21 protein-coding genes are annotated in these 19,381 nt (G+C 54.9%); 12 read left to right on the top strand and 9 right to left on the bottom strand.

Going from position 1 to position 19,381, the window contains the following annotated elements; all coding sequences use genetic code 11:
- Positions 1–3: 3 nt before the first annotated feature.
- A complete protein-coding gene (locus PM04_RS13355; RefSeq protein WP_234702840.1) occupies positions 4–801 on the bottom strand; it encodes a DMT family transporter in 798 nt (265 codons plus the stop codon).
- A 150-nt stretch (positions 802–951) separates the two neighbouring features.
- On the opposite strand from PM04_RS13355, the gene dacB reads away from it, so the two are divergent.
- Together dacB and PM04_RS13365 are read left to right on the top strand one after the other, a co-directional pair.
- Entirely contained in the window at positions 952–2,391 is a 1,440-nt protein-coding gene (gene dacB, locus PM04_RS13360; RefSeq protein ID WP_038007729.1) for a D-alanyl-D-alanine carboxypeptidase/D-alanyl-D-alanine-endopeptidase, read from the top strand.
- Entirely contained in the window at positions 2,388–2,852 is a 465-nt protein-coding gene (locus PM04_RS13365; RefSeq protein WP_038007732.1) for a tRNA (cytidine(34)-2'-O)-methyltransferase, read from the top strand. Before dacB ends, PM04_RS13365 begins: the two co-directional genes overlap by 4 nt.
- Here the strand turns inward: PM04_RS13365 and PM04_RS13370 are convergent.
- From PM04_RS13370 to PM04_RS17735, 6 genes are all read right to left on the bottom strand, one after another.
- Positions 2,849–3,643 carry a DUF1217 domain-containing protein gene (locus PM04_RS13370; RefSeq protein ID WP_038007734.1) on the bottom strand — a complete coding sequence of 265 codons (795 nt, stop codon included), beginning with the start codon at positions 3,641–3,643 and terminating at the stop codon, positions 2,849–2,851. The two genes, PM04_RS13365 and PM04_RS13370, sit on opposite strands and share 4 nt — an antisense overlap.
- Complete coding sequence (gene flbT, locus PM04_RS13375) at positions 3,640–4,044, bottom strand: flagellar biosynthesis repressor FlbT (protein ID WP_038007736.1); 405 nt, start codon at positions 4,042–4,044, stop codon at positions 3,640–3,642. Before flbT ends, PM04_RS13370 begins: the two co-directional genes overlap by 4 nt.
- Positions 4,044–4,418 (bottom strand): flagellar biosynthesis regulator FlaF, encoded by a 375-nt coding sequence (gene flaF / locus PM04_RS13380; RefSeq protein WP_038007739.1) that lies wholly within the window; start codon positions 4,416–4,418, stop codon positions 4,044–4,046. The genes flbT and flaF overlap by 1 nt, the downstream gene beginning before the upstream one ends.
- A gap of 78 nt (positions 4,419–4,496) precedes the next feature.
- Positions 4,497–6,014 carry a flagellin gene (locus PM04_RS13385; RefSeq protein WP_038007741.1) on the bottom strand — a complete coding sequence of 506 codons (1,518 nt, stop codon included), beginning with the start codon at positions 6,012–6,014 and terminating at the stop codon, positions 4,497–4,499.
- A 200-nt stretch (positions 6,015–6,214) separates the two neighbouring features.
- On the bottom strand, positions 6,215–6,574 hold the full coding sequence (locus PM04_RS17910) for a hypothetical protein (protein WP_152594005.1): 360 nt from the start codon (positions 6,572–6,574) through the stop codon (positions 6,215–6,217).
- A complete protein-coding gene (locus PM04_RS17735; protein WP_081946014.1) occupies positions 6,574–6,849 on the bottom strand; it encodes a rod-binding protein in 276 nt (91 codons plus the stop codon). The genes PM04_RS17910 and PM04_RS17735 overlap by 1 nt, the downstream gene beginning before the upstream one ends.
- A gap of 116 nt (positions 6,850–6,965) precedes the next feature.
- Here PM04_RS17735 and PM04_RS13390 point away from each other — a divergent pair, with 116 nt between their 5' ends.
- Positions 6,966–9,326 carry a flagellar hook-length control protein FliK gene (locus tag PM04_RS13390; RefSeq protein WP_038007745.1) on the top strand — a complete coding sequence of 787 codons (2,361 nt, stop codon included), beginning with the start codon at positions 6,966–6,968 and terminating at the stop codon, positions 9,324–9,326.
- Between the two features lie 9 nt (positions 9,327–9,335).
- The gene (locus tag PM04_RS13395; protein WP_052068325.1) at positions 9,336–9,995 is read left to right on the top strand and encodes a flagellar hook capping FlgD N-terminal domain-containing protein; all 660 of its coding nucleotides are present in this window, start codon (positions 9,336–9,338) and stop codon (positions 9,993–9,995) included.
- Between the two features lie 15 nt (positions 9,996–10,010).
- Here the strand turns inward: PM04_RS13395 and ubiB are convergent, their stop codons facing one another.
- Both ubiB and ubiE read right to left on the bottom strand, forming a co-directional pair.
- Complete coding sequence (gene ubiB / locus PM04_RS13400; RefSeq protein WP_038007746.1) at positions 10,011–11,543, bottom strand: 2-polyprenylphenol 6-hydroxylase; 1,533 nt, start codon at positions 11,541–11,543, stop codon at positions 10,011–10,013.
- 3 nt (positions 11,544–11,546) lie between these two features.
- The gene (ubiE, locus tag PM04_RS13405; protein WP_038007748.1) at positions 11,547–12,296 is read right to left on the bottom strand and encodes a bifunctional demethylmenaquinone methyltransferase/2-methoxy-6-polyprenyl-1,4-benzoquinol methylase UbiE; all 750 of its coding nucleotides are present in this window, start codon (positions 12,294–12,296) and stop codon (positions 11,547–11,549) included.
- Positions 12,297–12,373: 77 nt separating this feature from the next.
- Here ubiE and mutM point away from each other — a divergent pair, with 77 nt between their 5' ends.
- The 8 genes from mutM to PM04_RS13445 all read left to right on the top strand — a co-directional run bounded on the left by mutM (position 12,374) and on the right by PM04_RS13445 (position 19,293).
- Positions 12,374–13,228: a bifunctional DNA-formamidopyrimidine glycosylase/DNA-(apurinic or apyrimidinic site) lyase gene (gene mutM / locus PM04_RS13410; protein ID WP_038007750.1), complete on the top strand. Its 855-nt coding sequence runs from the start codon at positions 12,374–12,376 to the stop codon at positions 13,226–13,228.
- Between the two features lie 66 nt (positions 13,229–13,294).
- Positions 13,295–14,071 carry an enoyl-CoA hydratase gene (locus PM04_RS13415; protein WP_038007752.1) on the top strand — a complete coding sequence of 259 codons (777 nt, stop codon included), beginning with the start codon at positions 13,295–13,297 and terminating at the stop codon, positions 14,069–14,071.
- Between the two features lie 182 nt (positions 14,072–14,253).
- Positions 14,254–14,520, top strand: a complete 267-nt coding sequence (gene rpsT, locus PM04_RS13420; protein ID WP_038007753.1) for a 30S ribosomal protein S20 — start codon at positions 14,254–14,256, stop codon at positions 14,518–14,520.
- A 190-nt stretch (positions 14,521–14,710) separates the two neighbouring features.
- The gene (locus tag PM04_RS13425; RefSeq protein WP_038007755.1) at positions 14,711–15,160 is read left to right on the top strand and encodes a sulfurtransferase; all 450 of its coding nucleotides are present in this window, start codon (positions 14,711–14,713) and stop codon (positions 15,158–15,160) included.
- A gap of 35 nt (positions 15,161–15,195) precedes the next feature.
- A complete protein-coding gene (dnaA, locus tag PM04_RS13430) occupies positions 15,196–16,560 on the top strand; it encodes a chromosomal replication initiator protein DnaA (protein WP_038007757.1) in 1,365 nt (454 codons plus the stop codon).
- 72 nt (positions 16,561–16,632) lie between these two features.
- Positions 16,633–17,751 carry a DNA polymerase III subunit beta gene (dnaN, locus tag PM04_RS13435; RefSeq protein ID WP_038007760.1) on the top strand — a complete coding sequence of 373 codons (1,119 nt, stop codon included), beginning with the start codon at positions 16,633–16,635 and terminating at the stop codon, positions 17,749–17,751.
- A 7-nt stretch (positions 17,752–17,758) separates the two neighbouring features.
- Positions 17,759–18,880: a DNA replication/repair protein RecF gene (recF, locus tag PM04_RS13440; RefSeq protein WP_038007763.1), complete on the top strand. Its 1,122-nt coding sequence runs from the start codon at positions 17,759–17,761 to the stop codon at positions 18,878–18,880.
- Positions 18,877–19,293: a VOC family protein gene (locus PM04_RS13445; RefSeq protein WP_038007765.1), complete on the top strand. Its 417-nt coding sequence runs from the start codon at positions 18,877–18,879 to the stop codon at positions 19,291–19,293. Before recF ends, PM04_RS13445 begins: the two co-directional genes overlap by 4 nt.
- Positions 19,294–19,381: the final 88 nt, after the last annotated feature.

The following is a 19,381-nucleotide window of genomic DNA, read 5'->3' on the forward strand; positions in this document are numbered from 1 at the left end:
GCGCTAGCGCCGTATGAGGGCCGCCCCAGTGCCTGCGATCAAAATAACGGCTAGTCCGAGCCATGTCAGTGTGTCGGGCAGAGTGGCAAATACGACTGCACCTAGTGCAGTGGCAGCTACGATCTGAAAGTAGACAAAAGGCGCCAGTGCGGATGCATTTGCACGTCCGTAGGCCACGATCAGCAGCATGTTGCCCGCTGCCGAAAAGCCAGCGGAGAGAAACGTTAGTCCCGCGATAGGTGCCGAAAATGCCGGTAAAGAGGGCATGCCGACGGGGGCAAGTAGGATACTGCCGACCAGCAGCTGGCTCAAAAGCAGATGCGGGGCCGGGGCGACAGGGGCCAGCCACTTTGCGGTGGTTAAAAAGGCGCCATAGAACACACCTGCTTGGACGGCGAACAGCAAGCCAACGCTCATGTTCGGGCCGGGTTGGACCACCAGTAAAACGCCGAGAAAGCCGAGGATTACCAGTAAAAAACGCTGCGGTGAAAAGGGTTCATTCAAGAGCCAAACAGAAAGCATGTAGCTGACTGCAGGGCCGATGAAAAAGGCACCAAAGACGCTTGCGATAGGTTCTGTTTTGAGGGCTGTGAGAATGCTGAGAATGCCACCCGAGATAAGCCCGCCACGCAGCCAGATGCGCCAGTCTAGCATCAACTTTAGGGGGGGCGCTTGGCGGAGCACGATGAACGCGAGGCCCGCACCAAGGAAAAAACGACTCCAAGCGATGAACCCAGTGTCAATGCCATACCACGCCATGAGCAGCTTGCCCGCCGTGTCCCCCATGGGAATGAAGGACATGCCAAGCAGCATTAGCCCGACTGCGCTTAGAGGAATTCGTGCATTCATTGCGCAGCCGTAGCAGGCGTGGGGCCACATGCAAGGCCATGATTTCGGGTGGTGGGTCGGTGCTTTTCGTTTAGTGTGGGAATAGGACAAAAAGGCTACTTAATGGACCGACGTTTCTTCTTGCATGGGCTGTTCGCAAGCGTAGCGGGGCCTGCATTGGCCAATAGCCCCGCGCAGTCGGTGCGCCCTGTTATGCGGCCCGATGGGACGTTGCCCAGTGCGCAGCAACTGGTCCGTGCGTCGAAACTGTCCGGGCAAACCTCATTGGTTTTTTCCGACCTGAAAGATGGGCGCATTCTGGCGTCATCCTCACCCCTGCGCGCCCTGCCACCGGCGAGTGTGGCAAAGGCTTTGACCGCGCTTTATGGGCTGGAGCGATTGGGTCCGGAATTCCGTTTTGAAACACGGCTTGGCTATGCGGGCACGTTGGTCGATGGTCGGCTTGAGGGGGATTTGGTGCTGTTGGGCGGTGGTGATCCTACCCTTACGACAGATGATTTGGCGCATTTGGCAGCACAGGCCAAGGCGGCTGGTCTGCGCGAAGTTACAGGACGATTGCTGGTTTGGGGGGGGCATTTACCACAAAGCGATATGATTGACGCAAGCCAGCCTGATCATGTCGGCTACAACCCGGCCGTTTCGGGAATGAACCTTAATTTCAATCGCGTGCATTTTGAATGGCGGGCGGCTCAATCAGGGTATGAAATCTCGCTGCAGGCGCGCACAGCGCGCTATCGGCCAAGTGTGCAAGTCATTGCGATGGATGTCGTGGACCGATCTGCCCCAGTATTCGCCTATCGGGATATGCCAGAGCAAGAGCAATGGTCAGTCGCGCGCGGTGCGCTTGGTAAAAAAGGCGGGCGCTGGTTGCCGGTTCGAGTGCCGACTGCTTATGCTGCAGATGTCATGACAACGCTCTTGCGATCGCACGGAATTGTCGCGAATGGGTATGCCGAAGCCACATCCGTGCCATCAATAGATGTGCTTTCGACAGTTCAAAGCCGCCCCTTGAAAGAAATTTGTGCAGACATGTTAAAATACTCCACCAATTTGACAGCCGAGTGTGTGGGCTTGACGGCTTCGGGTGCATCAAGCTTGCGGCAAAGTGCTGAGGCGATGTCGGCATGGGTAGAGCAAGAATTCGGTGCGCGTCGTATGGATCTTGTGGATCACTCTGGCTTGGGTGACGCAAGCCGAGTGGCTGCGCGTGATGTTGTAAAAGTGTTGGCATCGGATAAAGCGCAAAACCGATTGCGCCCGATCTTGAAGCCTTTCAAATTGCGCGACGGCGATGATGCGGAATCATATGACGTGAAAGCTAAAACCGGAACGCTGAATTTCGTAAGTGGCTTGGCTGGGTATGCCGATTTTCCGGGTGACTCTGAGCGCTCAGTGGCATTTGCAATATTCTCGGCAGATTTGCCAACGCGAGGGCAGCTTTCCAAAGCAGAGCGTGAACGGCCCCCCGGTGGGCGCGCTTGGTCGCGCCGCGCGCGCGTTTTGCAGTCGCGCCTGATCCGCCGGTTTGGTGCCGCGAAGTGACCAACCGTCCCAAAGTCGTTTTGGTTGCTCCCGAAATCCCGGGCAACACGGGTGCAATTGGTCGAACATGCGTCGCCCTCGATATGGAACTGATCCTGATTAAGCCTTATGGATTTGAGTTATCTGATAAAACTGTGCGTCGTGCAGGCTTGGACTACTGGAAACATGTCGACCTGACCGAGTTCGACACGTGGGAACAGTTTATAGTGGCGCGACAGCCGCGGCTTGATGTGACTTTCTTCTTCGAAGAGTTCGGAGCGCAATCCATCTACGATGTCGCTTTTCCGGAAAATCCCTATCTTGTTTTTGGCCGGGAGACGAAAGGCTTGCCTAAGGAATTGCTCGTGGGTGCAGAAAAGCAGATCGTGAATTTACCAATGCGGTCTGAGCATATTCGCTCTCTCAATCTCGCCAATACTGTGACTGCAGTTGCCTATCAGGTTCTACGCGGAGCGTTTTAGCGACCGCCCAATAGGACCAAAGCGTTGGCCGCTGGGGAATTGATCCCGCTGCTGCCTTCGATTGAACTGGATACCAAAAACCGTTGGATCAATAGCTCAGACCTTTCTGGGCTACCCAAATCTGCTGGATCCGACGTGCCCAAAACGCTTTCTGCTCGTATCTGAATCTCTTCTAGTTGGCGGTCGATCGGCAGGCTCCCGAAACTTGTGGGGAGGTTGAGAGCCCCTTCAAATACTGCCCTTAGTGGTGGTGTGCCAAGAATTGTGAACCACTTGGTGGTTTGCGAAGTTGAGGCTCCTGCTAGTTCACCGATCTCACGACGCATGTTGAGCGCAAGGCGCATGTCGTCGTTCGTTTGCCCCACAGCCGTTTCAAAACTCCGGTCCGTGAATTTCGCGGCAATTTCGTTGGGAAAGGTTGAGAGGGCAGTGTTTGGCGTATCAAAATCGCCAAAGCCGAATGCCTTTGACAGAGCAAGATAGCGTTTATCAGATAGCTTGTTGGCAAGTGCATCGTCATCGGTCGTGCCTTCCTCTAGCACTGTTTTGATGAAGTACTTGTTGCCGATATCGTCATCGAGACCAAAGGCGCCCAGAGCGACCCTTAGGAGGCGAAAGTCACCCACGAGTTGCTCTGGCGTTTTTATGTCGCCTATTTTCTCGCGAAAATAATCGAGATCGCGCTTGGTTGGTCCGCTGGCGGCATAAGTTTCCCTCTGTGACTCTTCGGTCCGTTGCAAAATTTGCCAGCCCGCGATGCCACCCACCGGAATGATGGGTTGAAACGTCATGACGCCTGTACTGCCAAGAGCCGCTCTTCGCGATCCAGGAGAGATCTGAGCGTTTTTAGTGCGGGGTAGTAGTTGGCATCCACGAGGTGGCCGGTCGCAATCGCAAGGATTTCGCGGCTGTCAGGATCTTTGAAAACTTGGCTCAATTGCTCAACGCCCGTGAGCAATTGCCGACGCGCAACCTCTACGTCAACGTCACCCGACAGAATCAATTGGGTGATGTAGCAGATACGTTTGACAGGCGTGTTGGCTTCTTCGGGATGAATAGCGTCGCGAAGTCGCAGAATATTCGCGTTGGGCGAGACGATGTTGATGCGTGACCGCCGCTCCCCGTTTTCGATGACGGCGCCATTTATCAAGACGCGTTCACGGGGGCTGAGTTTTAGGACAAGACCAGACATTACGAGGCCTCCTGTGCGTTCAGGCCGCCCATAATGGCTGCGTTGATATCAATTAGTGGTTGGATGCTGGCGTCTTGTGAAAAGACTTTGCTGCTATGTTGCGCAACAAATTCAGCCAAGTAGAACAAACGTGCGCGAAGATCTTTTGGCAGTTGATTGTCGTCATCGGCGACCAAGGCTGCGATTTCGGTCCAGAGGCGTCTGTTAGCATGCATTGCGGCGGCTTTGTAACCGAGCGGCAGGCGTTTGCCGCTTTGAACCTCTGTCAACATCTTGGTTACATGGGTAAATGCCGCAAACTCGATCCGTTTCGGATCGTTGGTCAGAGCGTTCTGAGGGGCATAGGCTGATTTTGCGAGTGCGTGGGGGGTCACGGCGGGTTCTCCAATCTCGTGTACGTAGCGTAAAGGGAGCTGACGCGCCGTTGTGACGCGTCAGCGTGAGTTACGTGCTTATCTGAACAGCGAGAGGATCGACTGTGGTGCCTGGTTCGCGATCGACAACGACTGGGTCGCGAGCTGCTGCTGAACCTGAAGGGCCTGTAGGCGCGCGGATGCTTCTTCCATGTCTGCATCCACCATAGAGCCGATGCCCGACTTAAGTGCGTCGGTCATGTTCGAAACAAAGTTGGATTGCGTTTCAATACGGCCTTGGGCCGAACCAAAGCTGGCGGCAGCATCGATCGAGTTCTGGATCAACGTTTCAATATTGTCCAAAGCTGCGGTTGCGCCCTTGTCAGTCGTTACGTCCAGTTTGTCCAATCCAAACAGACCGCCCGAGGCCTTGCCGCCTTCTTGCGCGTCGTCAGCAAGGGAGATGTTTGCGGCCGAACCCTCGTAGTCGATTAGGACCTTCCAATCATCGCCTTCTTTGGCAACCTGTGTGGAAACACCATCGACTGCCCCACCATCAACAGCCGTCTTTAGGCCGCGCGCAATGTCCTCCATCGTTTCACCCTTGCCGGCGATGTAGTCGTAGTTCGTGCCTCCCAAGGTGATCCGGTAGCTGTCGCCTTCGTTAACCTGGGTCGTGCCGGAGAGCGTTACTTCCTCAGCGCGGCGGCTCAATTGTGTGGTGCCGGCCGCGCTGGTCGATGTGACGTCAAAGCTGTTGTCTTCTTCGTTGTCGACTACAAATGTGTTTGCACCACCAGCGTCAAACCCAACCTCAAACTCAGCAAAGCTGTTGGTGTTTGTGAGGGTCAACACTCCAGAGGCATCGCTTGCCGTGATGCCGGTCAGGTTGGCTGCGTTAATTGCTGTGGCAACGGCAGTTGCCCGCGCTGCGGCTGTGTTCGAATTATCGCTGAATTCAAGCCCTGCTAGGGTAATGGTGTCACCGTCGGTGGCGGTACCGCCAAACGTGATATTCAGCTGGTTTGCGTTAGCGTCTTTGTCGATTTGAGTATTTGAGCTGGTGATCGCACTATTAATCGTACCACCACCATTGCCGTAGGTGCCTGCCTCAGTTGTAAGATCACTTCGCGCCACGCTGATGCTGCTGGAAACAACGGTGCCATCGCTATTACGATCGAGAGAAGACAGAATAGAGACATCATCGGTCCCATTGACCAGATTTAGGCCGTTGAATTGCGCGGCGTTTGTTACGGACTTGATCTGATCTCGCAAGGCGCTGATATCGTTTTGAATCGTTTCGCGCGGAACGTTGCTTTCTTGAGCCGCAACAATCTTGGCTTTGATATCTTGAAGAAGCTCAGTCGTTGTTTCAGCGGCTTGACGCCCAACTTCCACAGTTGATTGACCTAATGAAAGGCTGTCAGAGATTGCTTTAAATCCCTTTACATCAGATTCCATAATTTTGGAAATAGCCCAAATTGCAGCATTGTCTTTTGCTGTTTCAACCGTCTTACCCGTAGAAATTTCTGCCTGTGTTTTGGCCAAATTGGAATTGACGGATTTTAGCGTTTGTAGCGCAACCATCGCGCCATTGTTTGTCAGAATACTAGACATTGTTAACGTTCCCGTTTTGCGTACCGCTTTTGCGGTACAGTCAAAGATTCCACCCGCTCCGAGCGTGTGAGATGATACGTCCTTCTGACGCGGTGGCGGCGTGCCACGCACCCTTCGATGCTTGAGTGATTATTGCTGGGTATTGCTAACACTGTGCTAATTAAGTTACTGAGAAAAATGGAGAATAATGAGAATTTTCTTTAAAATGATCTCGAATTTACTTGGCTGCGTCTCGAAGTCAAAACCGTGGATTTCTGACCGTTGGCGCCATAAGTAGCCAAAGGCTTGGGGCCGTTACTCAAGGCGCTTCTTAGATTATTTGCGAGTGCGATACCGTCTCTTGCCGCCAAAAGGAGTTTTGCATTATGCGTTGCCATTTTTTGAATACGTGACAGGTCGCTTGCGTTTCCCGGTTCATGCGTTACCTGTAAAATGTTCCATGCTTTATTCTTTGCATGCTCTAATTCAGGTAAGTCCTTTAGGGTTCCAGTTGTCAGCACTTTCGCCTCTGCCTCAAGAACGCCTTCAAGCCATAGGATCGTTTCGTCGCAACTCGTCATTATTTTGCTCTCGCAATTAGAGATTGGAAAATACTTTCCGCAAGTCCGATACCGCCTGATCCTGTTATCTGTTTGGCTGTTTCCTGTAGACGCATAGACGAAAAGTGTTCTTCTCCAATTCCGCCATTAAACGTGCTTTGGGTGGTTCCCAGGCCAGAATGCTTTAACATTTCAGTAAGAAACGTTGTTTCTAGATCGATAGCGAGTGCGCGAAGCTTTTCGGTCTGTGTGGGGTGACCTTGAGGCGTAATAAGAGCTGTGCCTAAAGGGTTCATGGTTATTGCTCCAATTGAAGTGATTTTGATCACATTGACTGCTTTGAGTAAATAAATCGGTAACTACCGGCAGTTAAAAGCGATCTCATCCGGAAGAAATCCGCATTGGAGAGAGCATGGTCGATCTCAAAGTAAATCCGTCCCTCAGTCCTGGGCGAAGCACCGTAGCGACAGGGCGGATGTTTGCACCTGAGTTGAAAAGTGAGTTCGATGCCGCTTTGACAAATGCGGGTGATACCCAAGCCGTGGGCACTGTTTCACGTGATCCAGCCATTGCCACAAGTCCGAATGCCTTGGAAAAGGATGAATTCGTAGGGTTGGATAAGCGACAAGAAGGCGAGTTACCTACTGCTTCGTCGGATCTGGCATTCATCGCGAATTCCACAAATGAGAAGATGGAAGGGCTAACTCTTGGGAGGCCGCTTCACGGAACCCCAGAAATATTAACTGAGAATTTCAATGAGATGGAGGTGTCGCCAAAGGTTTCATCACCCGAGGCGGTGGCTGTCAGAGGCTTCGAGAATAAACATGCATTGGATTATGGCGTAGATGAGGGGCGTTTTGGGTCACAGGCTGCAGTGCTCGAGCCCTTGTTGAAACCCACGCAGGTAAGCTTTCAGCCGTCCAGTAGTGGAGCAAACTCTCAAGGCGCCAATATTGAGAGTGATGCAGATCGCGACGTAGTGGTGACGGTTCCTAACGAGGCTGCTGCACAGGTTACGGGAAAAGGTGAAAAACTTGGCGTATATCCCAATACTGATATGCAACGTAGTGTTGATGGCCATGCGCTTGATGCGAAACGCTCGGGATCAAAGCTATCCTTACTTGAAACAGCGGCACCGACCGTGTCAGTGGCCGGAAGTAATGCCTCTTTTGGTCAAAAAACACTGATGAGCGCTTCGGTTGAGCGCGAATTAGGGATGGCCGGTTTTGCAGGGACTGTGCAAAGTGTGAATAGCGTAGGGCTTGCAGATAACAGAGTTACTGCTGAACAAGTGTTGGCTGCGGGCAAACAGGGTTCGACTGTCGAGGCGAAAAGTCTTGCGCCCCCTTCATTAGTGATACCTTCCGAATCGACCAAGATCACACAACCAATTTCTCCACGTCTTGAAGTGCAGGGAGCTTTGGCTAATCGAGTTGAGTATACAAAGATTGTGGGTGCTGATCAGGGTTACGCCGGCTCGGTGTCGAATACTAAAGGCGAACCAATCGCTATGGCGGGTTCCAGGGGTGAAACCAACGCTCCCCCAGGTCGTTCGCTTTTGACGGTACCATCGTCGTTTCACCCCACCGTTCCAATTAATGATGGTGATACGCAAAGACCCGTAAAAGTCGGGCAATATGCCGGTCAAATAGACGAAGAGGCCACGAGCCCCTCGCAAGGTTCCTTACCTAATCAAGGGATAGCGGAGAGTGGGCTGCAGCTAACCAAGCTCCCTTCCTCGCCAAAGTCGGCCCCGATATCGGACATTTCGGTGCAACTGGTCGGCCCTGCTGAGATTAAATCAGACAAAGCTACGGCATCGATGGAAAAGCAGATGGGTATCGGCTCACCTGTCGCCGCTAGTTCCGAGTCTTCAATGTTGAGGCAGTCTGTGCCAGACGGCGTGATGTTTAAGGTGTTGGGCACGGATCAGATTGGCAATACCGATCGAACTGAACTGCCCAAACCCGTCGTGGGTGATTTTGACAGCCCAGTTGGACAGACCTCTGGCATCAAAATTGATCCAGCCGCTTCCGGAGCCAAAAAGCTACAGCCAGAAGCCATTTCAACGGTGCCAGCCCCACCACAAGACCCCAAGATTTCACCTACGATTACATTGGATCCAACATACGACGTGAGAGAAATGGGGCCAGCGGCGCCCGTTGGAATAAATCAGACGACAAGCATGATGCCGGTGGCCGTTGCTCAAGTCGCTCCGATGGTGGAACGAAGCTTAAGGGATACGGGCCGAGCCGCTGGAGACTTGCTTATCGCGACGCATGTCTCCAGCGAGGTCCAGAGTAGTTCTTCACGCAGCCCTGAAGCAATTTCTCGCAACCCTGCCACGCCTCTTCCGCAGGAAGTTTTGAAGATCGCAGAACAACTGCGTGCTGGTGCCCGAATGGATAGGTATCCGCTCGAGATTGCACTGGATCCGCCAGAACTAGGGCAGGTGCGGATGGTTCTTCAAACGAGTGAAGCAACGACAACGCTCGTCATCATTGCAGATCGGCCCGAAACCGCTGAACTCATGCGCCGGCACGCAAACTTCTTGCATGAGGCCTTTGCGGAAGAAGGAAAGGGCGGTCTTAACCTGCAGTTTGGGACGTCCTCGGACGCTCAACAGGACGTTTCTCAAGGGAGGAGCGGATCAAGCCACGCCACCCAAGAAGAGGCAGTAGTCGATATCTCCCCTAATGCGCTTCCCGCGGGTCCATCAACGGCAGCCCGTTCAAATTCAAGCACGCCGAGTGGGCTCAATCTGACATTTTAGGAGGCCGTTATGATTATCGGTGACACGATCCAATCCATTGCAAAAACGCAGATATCAAATGCTGATGAAAGCAATGGTCTTGCCTCAGACTTTGATACCTTTCTGCAGCTGCTTACGGCTCAGATTCGGAACCAAGACCCGCTCAACCCCGCCGACTCGACTGAGTTTGTTGCACAGCTGGCGACGTTCTCGAACGTGGAGCAGGCAGTGCAAACAAATGATCTGCTAAAAGAAATGTCGGCACAAATGTCGTTACAGAACATGAGTGAAATGTCCTCGTGGGTCGGCATGGAGGCGCGAGCGGTGATGCCGGTGCCCGTGGATGGTACCGACAAGACACTTATTTTGAACACGCCAGTGGTTGCAGATGCTGCCGAGATCGTTGTTAGAAATACAGCGGGACAAGAGGTTCAGCGCATTGCGATTGATCCTGACGTCGCGCAAGTCACATGGTCTGGACGATCTCCGACCGGAGAGCAGCTTCCCGAAGACATCTACAATCTTGAGATTGAGAGCTTCAGCAGTGGAAGTTTGCTTGGTGTTTCTGATGTAGAGACATTCGCTCAAGTCAGGGAAGCGGCGCTGATCGACGGGCAAGTTATTTTGCGTTTCCCGGGCGATATTGGGATGCCGAGTTCGTCGGTCCTTGGGGTTCGGAACGCTCTGTGATTGACGGTAAGGGCTTCAGAAAAGAACCGCCCCGATGACGCCTCCGATACTGGCTGTCGCTGCACCGATCGCGAACCAAGCAACAGAGCCGATACCCTGACCAGCCGTGGTCTCTGGTTGGTCTTGGGTCTGAGATGTGAACAGCCGCTCGGTGATGGTGGGCAGTTGCGGGCCAAATCTGGCAAGAACACGGGCCGTTTTGAACAGATCCCGGGCAAAGGCGCGGGGGCCCAGACTTTCGCGGATATAGTCTTCGACCACAGGCTGAGCGACCTGCCAGATATTCATGTTTGGGTTCAATGTGCGCGCAACGCCCTCCACAACGACCATCGTGCGCTGAAGTAGGATCAGCTCGGTGCGCGTTTCCATTCCAAAAGTCTCGGTGACTTCGAATAGAAAACTCAACAATCGTCCCATTGAGATTCGGCTGGCATCCATACCAAATATTGGTTCTCCAACGGACCGAAGCGCTTGAGCAAACTCATCCACGTCGCGATCTGCGGGGACGTATCCGGCCTCGAAATGTACCTCTGCAACGCGCCGGTAATCCTTGCGAATGAAACCAATCAGAATCTCTGCATAGACACGGCGTGTGTACTCATCCAGCCGCCCCATGATGCCAAAATCGAGGGCAATAATCGTGCTATCAGCCCCAACCCGAAGGTTACCTTGGTGCATATCCGCATGGAAATAACCGTCGCGGAGGGCGTGGCTAAGGAACAGTTGCAACACCTTGTCCGCGAGCGCCACGCGATCATGGCCAGCGGCATCTAGGGCATCGATGTCGGCAAATTGAATGCCTTCGACCCATTCCATCGTCATGATGCCGCGGCTGGACAGGGACCATTCGACCTTGGGGACAGCGAAGCCCTCATCCCCGGCGGTGGTCGCGGCGAATTCCGCAGCCGCGGCAGTTTCGATCCGCAGGTCAAGCTCCCGCAAAACTGTAGATTCAAAGTGTGCAATCACATCGCGTGGGCGCAGCCGACGTGATGCTGGCGATAGAAATTCGATTAGTCCCGCCGCAAAGTAGAACGCATCGATATCCTTGCGAAACGCGCGTTCGATGCCCGGCCGTAAAACTTTGATTGCGACCTGTTCGCCCGTTTCAGCCAATCGGGCTTTGTGGACCTGAGCGATAGAGGCCGCAGCGACAGGCTCGGACAGTTCTGAAAAAACCGCATCAACGGGTTTGCCAATTTCCCGGGCAATTGTTTGGCGTGCTTGCTCCATCGGGAACGGTGGCAGCTTGTCCTGTAGCACGCGCAGCTGTGTCGCGAGATCCACTCCAACAAAGTCTGGGCGCGTCGATAAAATTTGACCAAATTTTATATAGCTGGGGCCAAGCGCTGTAATTGCGCGTGTGACTGGCGGTAGCGCTGGGTCACCGCGCAGGCCAAGCCATTTAAACGGCCAGCCCAAGACGTGCGCCGCGATGCGCAACGGCCGTGGGGCATCAATCGCTTCAAGCACCACGCCCATGGCGCCCGTACGTTCAAATGTGGCGCCCGTGCGGATCAGGCGCCAAATGTTGTGGGGACCGCGCATTCGCTACAGCTTCCAACCCGAGTGCAGCGCCGCGACGCCAAATGTCAGATTGCGATACTTAACGTTATCAAAACCAGCGCGGCGGATCATGCCGGCGAAGGTGTCTTGATCGGGAAACTGGCGGATCGATTCGACTAAGTACTGATAGCTTTCGCTATCGCCAGCAATCATCTGGCCCATGCGTGGGATCACGTTAAACGAGTAAAGGTCATATGCCTTTTGCATCATAGGGTTGGGCAGTTGGCTGAATTCTAGCACCATCAAACGCCCACCGGGCCGTAGCACACGGTACGCTTCTGACAACGCGTCCGGGATGCGCGTGACGTTTCGAATGCCAAAACTGATCGTATAGACGTCGAAACTATTGTCTTCAAAAGGTAGGGCCATTGCGTCGCCGACAATCCATTCCAGGCTATCGTCTAGGCTGGCAGCTTCTGCGCGTTTGCGGCCTTCGATCAGCATGCTTTCGGTCATGTCGCACACAACGGCTTCGGCACCCGGTGCACGGCGCAGGAATTTGAAGGCCACGTCACCCGTGCCGCCAGCAACATCCAGCAACCGCTGATTGGCGCGCGGGGTTAACCAATCCATCATCGCATCTTTCCAGACGCGGTGGATCCCAACGCTCATCACATCGTTCATAATGTCATATTTTGACGCAACGTTCGAAAAGACGCCGTGGACCATGCCCGCTTTTTCTGTTTCGTCGACGGTCTGAAATCCGAAATGCGTTTTATTTTGTGTTTCGTCCATGCCTTCGGCCTTTCAAGCTTGCAGATCGCTCTGTCTGCCCTTTCTTATAGGTCGCCACGCCACAGGGGGAAGCCCGTATGCCAGAACTGCCCGAAGTAGAGACAGTCCGTCGCGGATTGCTGCCCGTGATGGAGGGGGCCGTGATCGCGCGGGCCGAAGTGCGGCGGCCAGATTTGCGCTGGCCATTTCCAGAGCAGATGGCCGCGCGATTGACCGGCGCGCGTGTGACGCGTTTGGCACGGCGATCGAAATATATCCTTGCTGAGCTTGATACAGGTGAGACGCTGATCATTCATCTGGGCATGTCTGGTCGGATGTTGATCGCCGGTGCTCCGACACCGGGAGTTTTCCATCACGAAGAGGTGGTTCCCCAAAAACACGATCACGTTGTCTTGCATATGGATAACGGCGCAACGATCACATTCAACGATGCACGTAGGTTTGGGGCGATGGATTTGGCTCCGACCGATGGCATTGATCGCCACTGGCTGATTGAAAAGTTAGGACCAGAGCCGCTGGGTAACGCGTTTAGCGAAACCTATCTTGCAGAGGCATTGTCGGGCAAAAACACACCGATCAAATCCGCGCTGTTGGACCAGCGGATCGTAAGTGGTTTGGGCAATATATATGTTTGCGAAGTGCTGTTTCGCGCACGGCTCAGTCCAACCCGCAAGGCCGGGAAGATTGCACGCGCACGTGCGAGCGCCCTGGTGCCCATCGTGCGTGAAGTCCTAAGCGACGCTATTGAGGCCGGAGGGTCATCTTTGCGTGATTATCGCCAAGCTGATGGTGAATTGGGGTACTTTCAGCACCGTTTCCAAGTCTATGATCGTGAGGGCGAAGCTTGTGTAACGCCCGATTGTAGCGGCACAATTGATCGAATCACTCAATCTGGCCGGTCAACTTTCTACTGCCCGCAATGCCAAAGATAGCTTGAACCTTGGGGCGTGACGGGCCAATGTCCGGCTTCAAAATGGATCACTAGGGACCTTGCTCACATGGCCTATGACACACTTATCGTCGACGTAGAGGACCACGTGGCCCTCATTCGGTTGAACCGACCCGAGGCGATGAATGCCCTGAATCAAGCTCTTTTGGCGGATCTGGCGAAGGCCTTTAAATCTGCGCAGGAAAACGACAAGGTGCGGTGCATCGTGTTGACTGGCTCCGATAAAGTGTTCGCAGCGGGCGCCGATATTACCGAAATGGCCGACAAGAATTTTGTTGAGGTGTTCGCCTCTGACATGTTCGGCCATGAGGTCGATCCAATGGCCAAGTGCCGCAAGCCAATCATCGCAGCTGTCGCGGGCTACGCGCTGGGCGGCGGATGCGAATTGGCGATGATGTGTGATTTTATCATTGCTGCGGATACCGCGAAGTTTGGCCAGCCCGAAATCAATCTTGGTGTTGTTGCAGGCCTTGGTGGCACTCAGCGGCTGACCCGCGCAGTGGGCAAATCCAAATCGATGGACATGCACCTAACCGGCCGCTTCATGGATGCCGAAGAGGCAGAGCGTTCTGGGCTGGTAAGCCGTGTGGTGCCCGCCAAAAAGCTGATGGAAGAAACGCTCGCAGCGGCGCAAAAGATCGCGCAGAAAAGCCAGCTTACGGCGATGGCGGTCAAGGAAGCGGTCAACCGGGCGGACGAAGTTTCACTACAAGAAGGTCTGCTGTTCGAGCGTCGGCTCTTTCACATGCTGTTCGCGACTGAGGATCAGTCCGAGGGTATGGCTGCATTCGTTGAAAAGCGCGAAGCTCAGTTCCGCGACAAGTAAGACATCGTACAATAGGGGCTTGGCAAGGCGCGGCCAGTGCCCTAAACACCGCGCCAGACATGCGTGTGAGGCTCGCTTAGCCAGATTCGTCCGGTACCAAACCCGGAGACCGGGTTTGCCCCTTGCACTTAAATTTGCGCCCAACGCACATGCAGCGGGCCCCGGAACAAGGATCAAATACCATGGCAAATTCGCCCCAAGCTAAAAAACGCGCCCGTCAGAACGAGCGTCGCTTTGCAGTAAACAAAGCCCGTCGTTCGCGCATCCGGACGTTCCTGCGTAAAGTTGAAGAGGCGATCGCCTCCGGTGACCAAGATGCCGCAAAAGCTGCGCTGCAAGCTGCTCAGCCCGAAATCATGCGCGGCGTGACAAAAGGTGTCTTCCACAAAAACACAGCCTCGCGCAAAGTTTCGCGTCTGTCTTCCCGTGTGAAGTCCATGGGCGCCTAAGTCCCAAAAATATACAGCTTACAAAACGCGCCCCTTTGGGGGCGCGTTTTGCGTTTGGGGTGTGACATTTCTCGGCCTCATTAGATTCTTTTTCAGAGACTCCGCTGTCAATATCATTGTTCCATTGATGGAGCCTTTGCGCACTTGCTATCACATTCCAGCGAGTCACATCGCACCTTAGGGGATTGGTATGAGTAAGAGCGGATCGACGCTGGTGTCTGAGATTTTACCTCAGGCAGCTTGGGAAATATTGTCTAACGACAGCCGCGCACTCATGATTGATGTCCGGACCCGCCCCGAATGGGGATTTGTGGGCGGTCCAGACCTGTCGGAAGTCGAGCAAACGGTCACGCAGATCGAATGGCTCGCTTATCCAGATATGTCCCCTAATCTTGCGTTCGTTCGGACGTTGATGGACAGCATCGGTGGAAATGTTCCATCGCACCTGCTGTTTATCTGTCGGTCCGGCGCAAGATCACTGAGCGCGGCATATGCCGTGGCCGACGCCCTGTCTGCTGAGGGTTTAGACGTGCCATGCATTAATGTCGTGAACGGGTTTGAGGGAGATTGTGACGCACAAGGTCGGCGCGGGGCGCTCAATGGCTGGAAAGCCAGTGGGTTACCGTGGCGGCAAACATAGATGCGACGACAGTCCGAGTTGGGAAAAGAGGCACAATGACAAATGATACCTGGGGGGCGGTGCGCGATCAGATTCGCAAATCGGTTGGGAACAATAACTACACTGCCTGGATTGAGCCTCTTGGGTTTGAACGTCTTGACGGAAGCGTCTTGCGCCTTGTCGCGCCGACCAATTTCATTGGGTCTTGGGTCACGCAAAACTACTCCGATGTGATTTTGCGCCATTGCACCGCAGCTGGTGTGCGCGCTGATCGTCTTGAGTGCATCGTGGCCAATACGGCTGCGGCACCTGCGCCAAAGGCCGCGGTCACGCCTGCGCCTGTCGCTGCACGCAAACCTGCTGTGGCTGTCAATGCCGACCTTCCGGGCGCGGCGCTCGACCCGCGCTTTACGTTTGACGCGTTTGTGGTGGGCAAGCCCAACGAACTGGCCCATGCCTCGGCTCGTCGTGTGGCTGCCGGCAATGCCGTCGGATTTAACCCGCTGTTTTTGTATGGTGGCGTAGGCTTGGGTAAAACCCACCTCATGCAGGCCATCGCGTGGGAACTTCAGGCCAGCCAACCGCACCTGCGCGTGCTGTATCTGTCGGCTGAGCAGTTCATGTACCGCTTTATCCAAGCCTTGCGCGAAAAAGACACGATCAGCTTCAAACAGCTGTTCCGTTCGGTCGATGTGTTGATGGTGGACGATGTCCAGTTCATTGCGGGCAAAGAAAGCACGCAGGACGAATTCTTCCACACGTTCAATGCCCTGATTGACCAAGGCAAACAGATCGTTATTTCGGCTGATCGTTCGCCTGCGGATATCACTGATCTTGAAGAACGCATTCGTTCGCGCCTCCAGTCCGGTCTGGTCGTAGACCTGCACCCGGCCGACTTTGAACTTCGCCTTGGTGTATTGCAGCACAAGATGGCGCAATTCCGGGCGCAAAACCCCGACTTGGCCGTCGCTCCCGGCGTCCTTGAATTCCTTGCTGACCGTATTTCGAGCAACATCCGTGTGCTTGAAGGGGCCGTAACCCGGCTTTTCGCGTTCTCAACGCTGGTTGGCGGAGAAATCACGCTTGATCGGGCCCAAGATTGTCTTGCCGATATTCTGCGCGCCTCTGAGCGTAAGCTGACAATCGATGAGATCATGAAAAAGGTCTGTGAGCATTATAACCTGCGGATGTCCGATATGGTTTCGGCGCGCCGCACGCGTTCTATCGCGCGGCCGCGCCAAATGGCGATGTACCTCGCCAAGAAGCTCACGCCTCGCAGCTACCCCGAGATTGGCCGCAAATTTGGTGGGCGTGACCACACAACTGTGTTGCACGGTGTCCGCAAGATTGAGGAATTGATCACTCAAGACTCGCAAGTTGCCGAAGATGCCTTGCTTTTAGAGCGGAAACTCGAAAGTTAACCTCTTAAAAGGCATTGAACCTGCTGGGGCTTTGTCTACTGTCAAAGCCCCACAGCCTACGAGGGATGGATCATGAAATTCAGCATCGAACGCGCCGCACTCCTAAAAGCGGTCAGCCAGGCGCAGTCCGTGGTCGAACGGCGCAACACCATCCCAATTCTTGCGAACGTGTTGATGGAAGCGGCTGACGCAGAGGTTAGCTTTCGCGCGACCGACCTTGATATCGAAGTTGTCGACAAGACACCGGCTCAGGTTGAGCGCGCTGGCGCGACGACCGTTTCCGCTGTGATCCTGAATGAGATCGTACGCAAACTGCCCGATGGCGCATTGGTGCAATTGTCCGAAGAACCTGCAACCGGCCGTTTGACCGTGAGCGCGGGTCGCTCGCACTTTAGCCTCGCAACTCTGCCAAAGGAGGACTTCCCCGTGATGGCCTCCTCTGAGTATGCGAGCAACTTTAGCTGCAAGGCCCCTGTTCTGCGCCGCCTGTTCGACAAATCGAAGTTCGCGATCTCTACCGAAGAGACGCGCTATTATCTGAACGGCGTGTACATGCATGTGGCTGATGCAGAGGGCGGTAAAGTGCTGCGCTGTGTGGCGACGGATGGGCACCGTTTGGCCCGTGTTGACGCCGACCTCCCCGAGGGGGCAGAAACATTGCCCGGCGTTATCGTGCCCCGCAAAACGGTTGGCGAAATGCGCAAGCTGCTCGATGATGATGAGGCGACTATTGCGGTCTCCGTCTCCGAGACGAAGGTCCGTTTCGCAACACCGGGGATCACCCTGACGTCCAAGGTGATTGACGGGACGTTCCCCGACTACACCCGCGTCATCCCGACCGGTAACACCCGCAAGCTTGAGGTGGATGCCGCCGAATTCGCAAGCGCGGTTGACCGTGTGGCGACAGTCTCTTCCGAGCGTTCGCGCGCCGTGAAGCTGCAACTTGACGAAGACCGCCTGGTGCTGTCCGTCAATGCGCCCGATAGCGGTGCCGCTGAAGAAGAGCTTGCCGTGGCCTACGGCGACGAGCGGTTGGAGATCGGCTTCAACGCCAAGTACCTTCTTGAAATCGCAAGCCAAGTTGATCGTGAGAACGCGGTGTTCTTGTTCAACTCCTCCGGCGATCCGACCTTGATGCGTGAGGGGAATGATACCTCCGCGGTCTACGTGGTCATGCCGATGCGGGTGTGAGACCCGATTGGTTCGACCGTCGCGCCACATCATCACATCTCTGCGCCTGTCGCACTTTCGGTCTCATCATCAAGTCCAGATAGGGCTTGATGGCAGGCCCGTCGTCCTGTTCGGGGCGAATGGCGCGGGCAAGACCAACATCCTTGAGGCGGTATCGCTTTTGTCGCCCGGGCGTGGTTTGCGCCGTGCCCTTGCGGAGGATTTGATACGTCGGCCTGAAGCGATTGGCTGGAAAATTGCAGCACAGGTGGCGACGGACGCGCAGGTCTATGAGGTCGATCTTCAGGCTGAGCCTGGCCAACCAAGGCAAACCCGGATTGACGGCAAACAGTTGCCGCAAACGGCATTGGCGCGATTGGTGCGTGTGCTGTGGTTGATCCCTGCGATGGATCGTCTGTGGATAGAGGGGGCAGAGGGGCGTCGTAGGTTCTTGGACCGTGCCACCATGAGCTTTACCCCCGATCACGCTGAAATTACGCTGGCTTACGAAAAGGCTATGCGAGACCGCAATCGCTTGCTCAAGGACGGTGTGCGCGATGCCCATTGGTATGCCGCACTCGAAAGTCAGATGGCGCGCTTTGGGGCTGAAATCTCGCTCAACCGGCGCAACGCGCTTGAGGTCTTGCAAGACGCGCAACAAAGCACGGTTGCAGATTTCCCTACGGGGGCCCTGTCGATTTCGTTGCCTGACGGCGCGGTTGCCCCTGAAAACCCAGATGATCTGCGCGCGGCCCTAGCGGAAAGCCGCCCGCGCGACATGGCAGCGGGGCGCACGCTTGTGGGACCGCACCGCGTTGATCTTGAGGCAATCTTTGTCCGCAAAGACGTACCCGCCAAGCACTGCTCCACCGGAGAGCAGAAAGCGCTTCTGATCTCGCTGATCCTCGCGAATGCCCGTGCCCTTCATGCTACAACTGGGGCGGCGCCTGTGTTGTTGTTGGATGAGGTCGCTGCACATTTGGATGCAGAACGCCGCAAAGCCCTGTATGATGAGATTACAGCCTTGGGCGCGCAGGCCTTCTTGACCGGAACGGACCGCAATCTGTTCACGGACTTTGGGTCCCGCGCCGCGGTGTATCAGGTAGCCGAAACAGAGGCCGCCTCGCTCGTTGAGGAGGCGACACTATGATTGGCAATCGCATCTCTTTGATCACACTGGGCGTGCGTGATTTGGAGCGCTCGGTCGCGTACTACAGGACCGTAGGCTTTGAGCCGGAGACCGTGCTGGAGAAAACCGCCTTTTTCGACCTCGGCGGCGCAAAATTTGGTCTCTATCTGCGCGATGACCTTGCACATGAACAAGGGCGTGCGCCTGAGGAATGTGGCGTTGGCTCTTCGAGCTTGGCGCAAAACCAGCTGAGCGAAGCAGAGGTGGACGCTGCGGTCAAACGCGCACTTGCCGCCGGAGCAACGCTTTTGAAGGCTCCAGAAAAGATGTTTTGGGGCGGATATTCTGGCTATGTTGCGGACCCTGATGGTCACGCGTGGGAGTATTCCTTCAACCCATTTTGGCCTTTGGATTTAGATGGTCGGATCGCCTAAGCGGGACGTCACCACAAACCGCTAAATGTGGGGGTCTGCGCGTGACAAGGGTAGGGTAAACCGCTATAAGTTGCGGACCAAACAAGAG

Origin of the sequence: Thalassobacter sp. 16PALIMAR09 (assembly GCF_000765485.1) — a bacterium.
GTDB lineage: Bacteria > Pseudomonadota > Alphaproteobacteria > Rhodobacterales > Rhodobacteraceae > Thalassobacter > Thalassobacter stenotrophicus.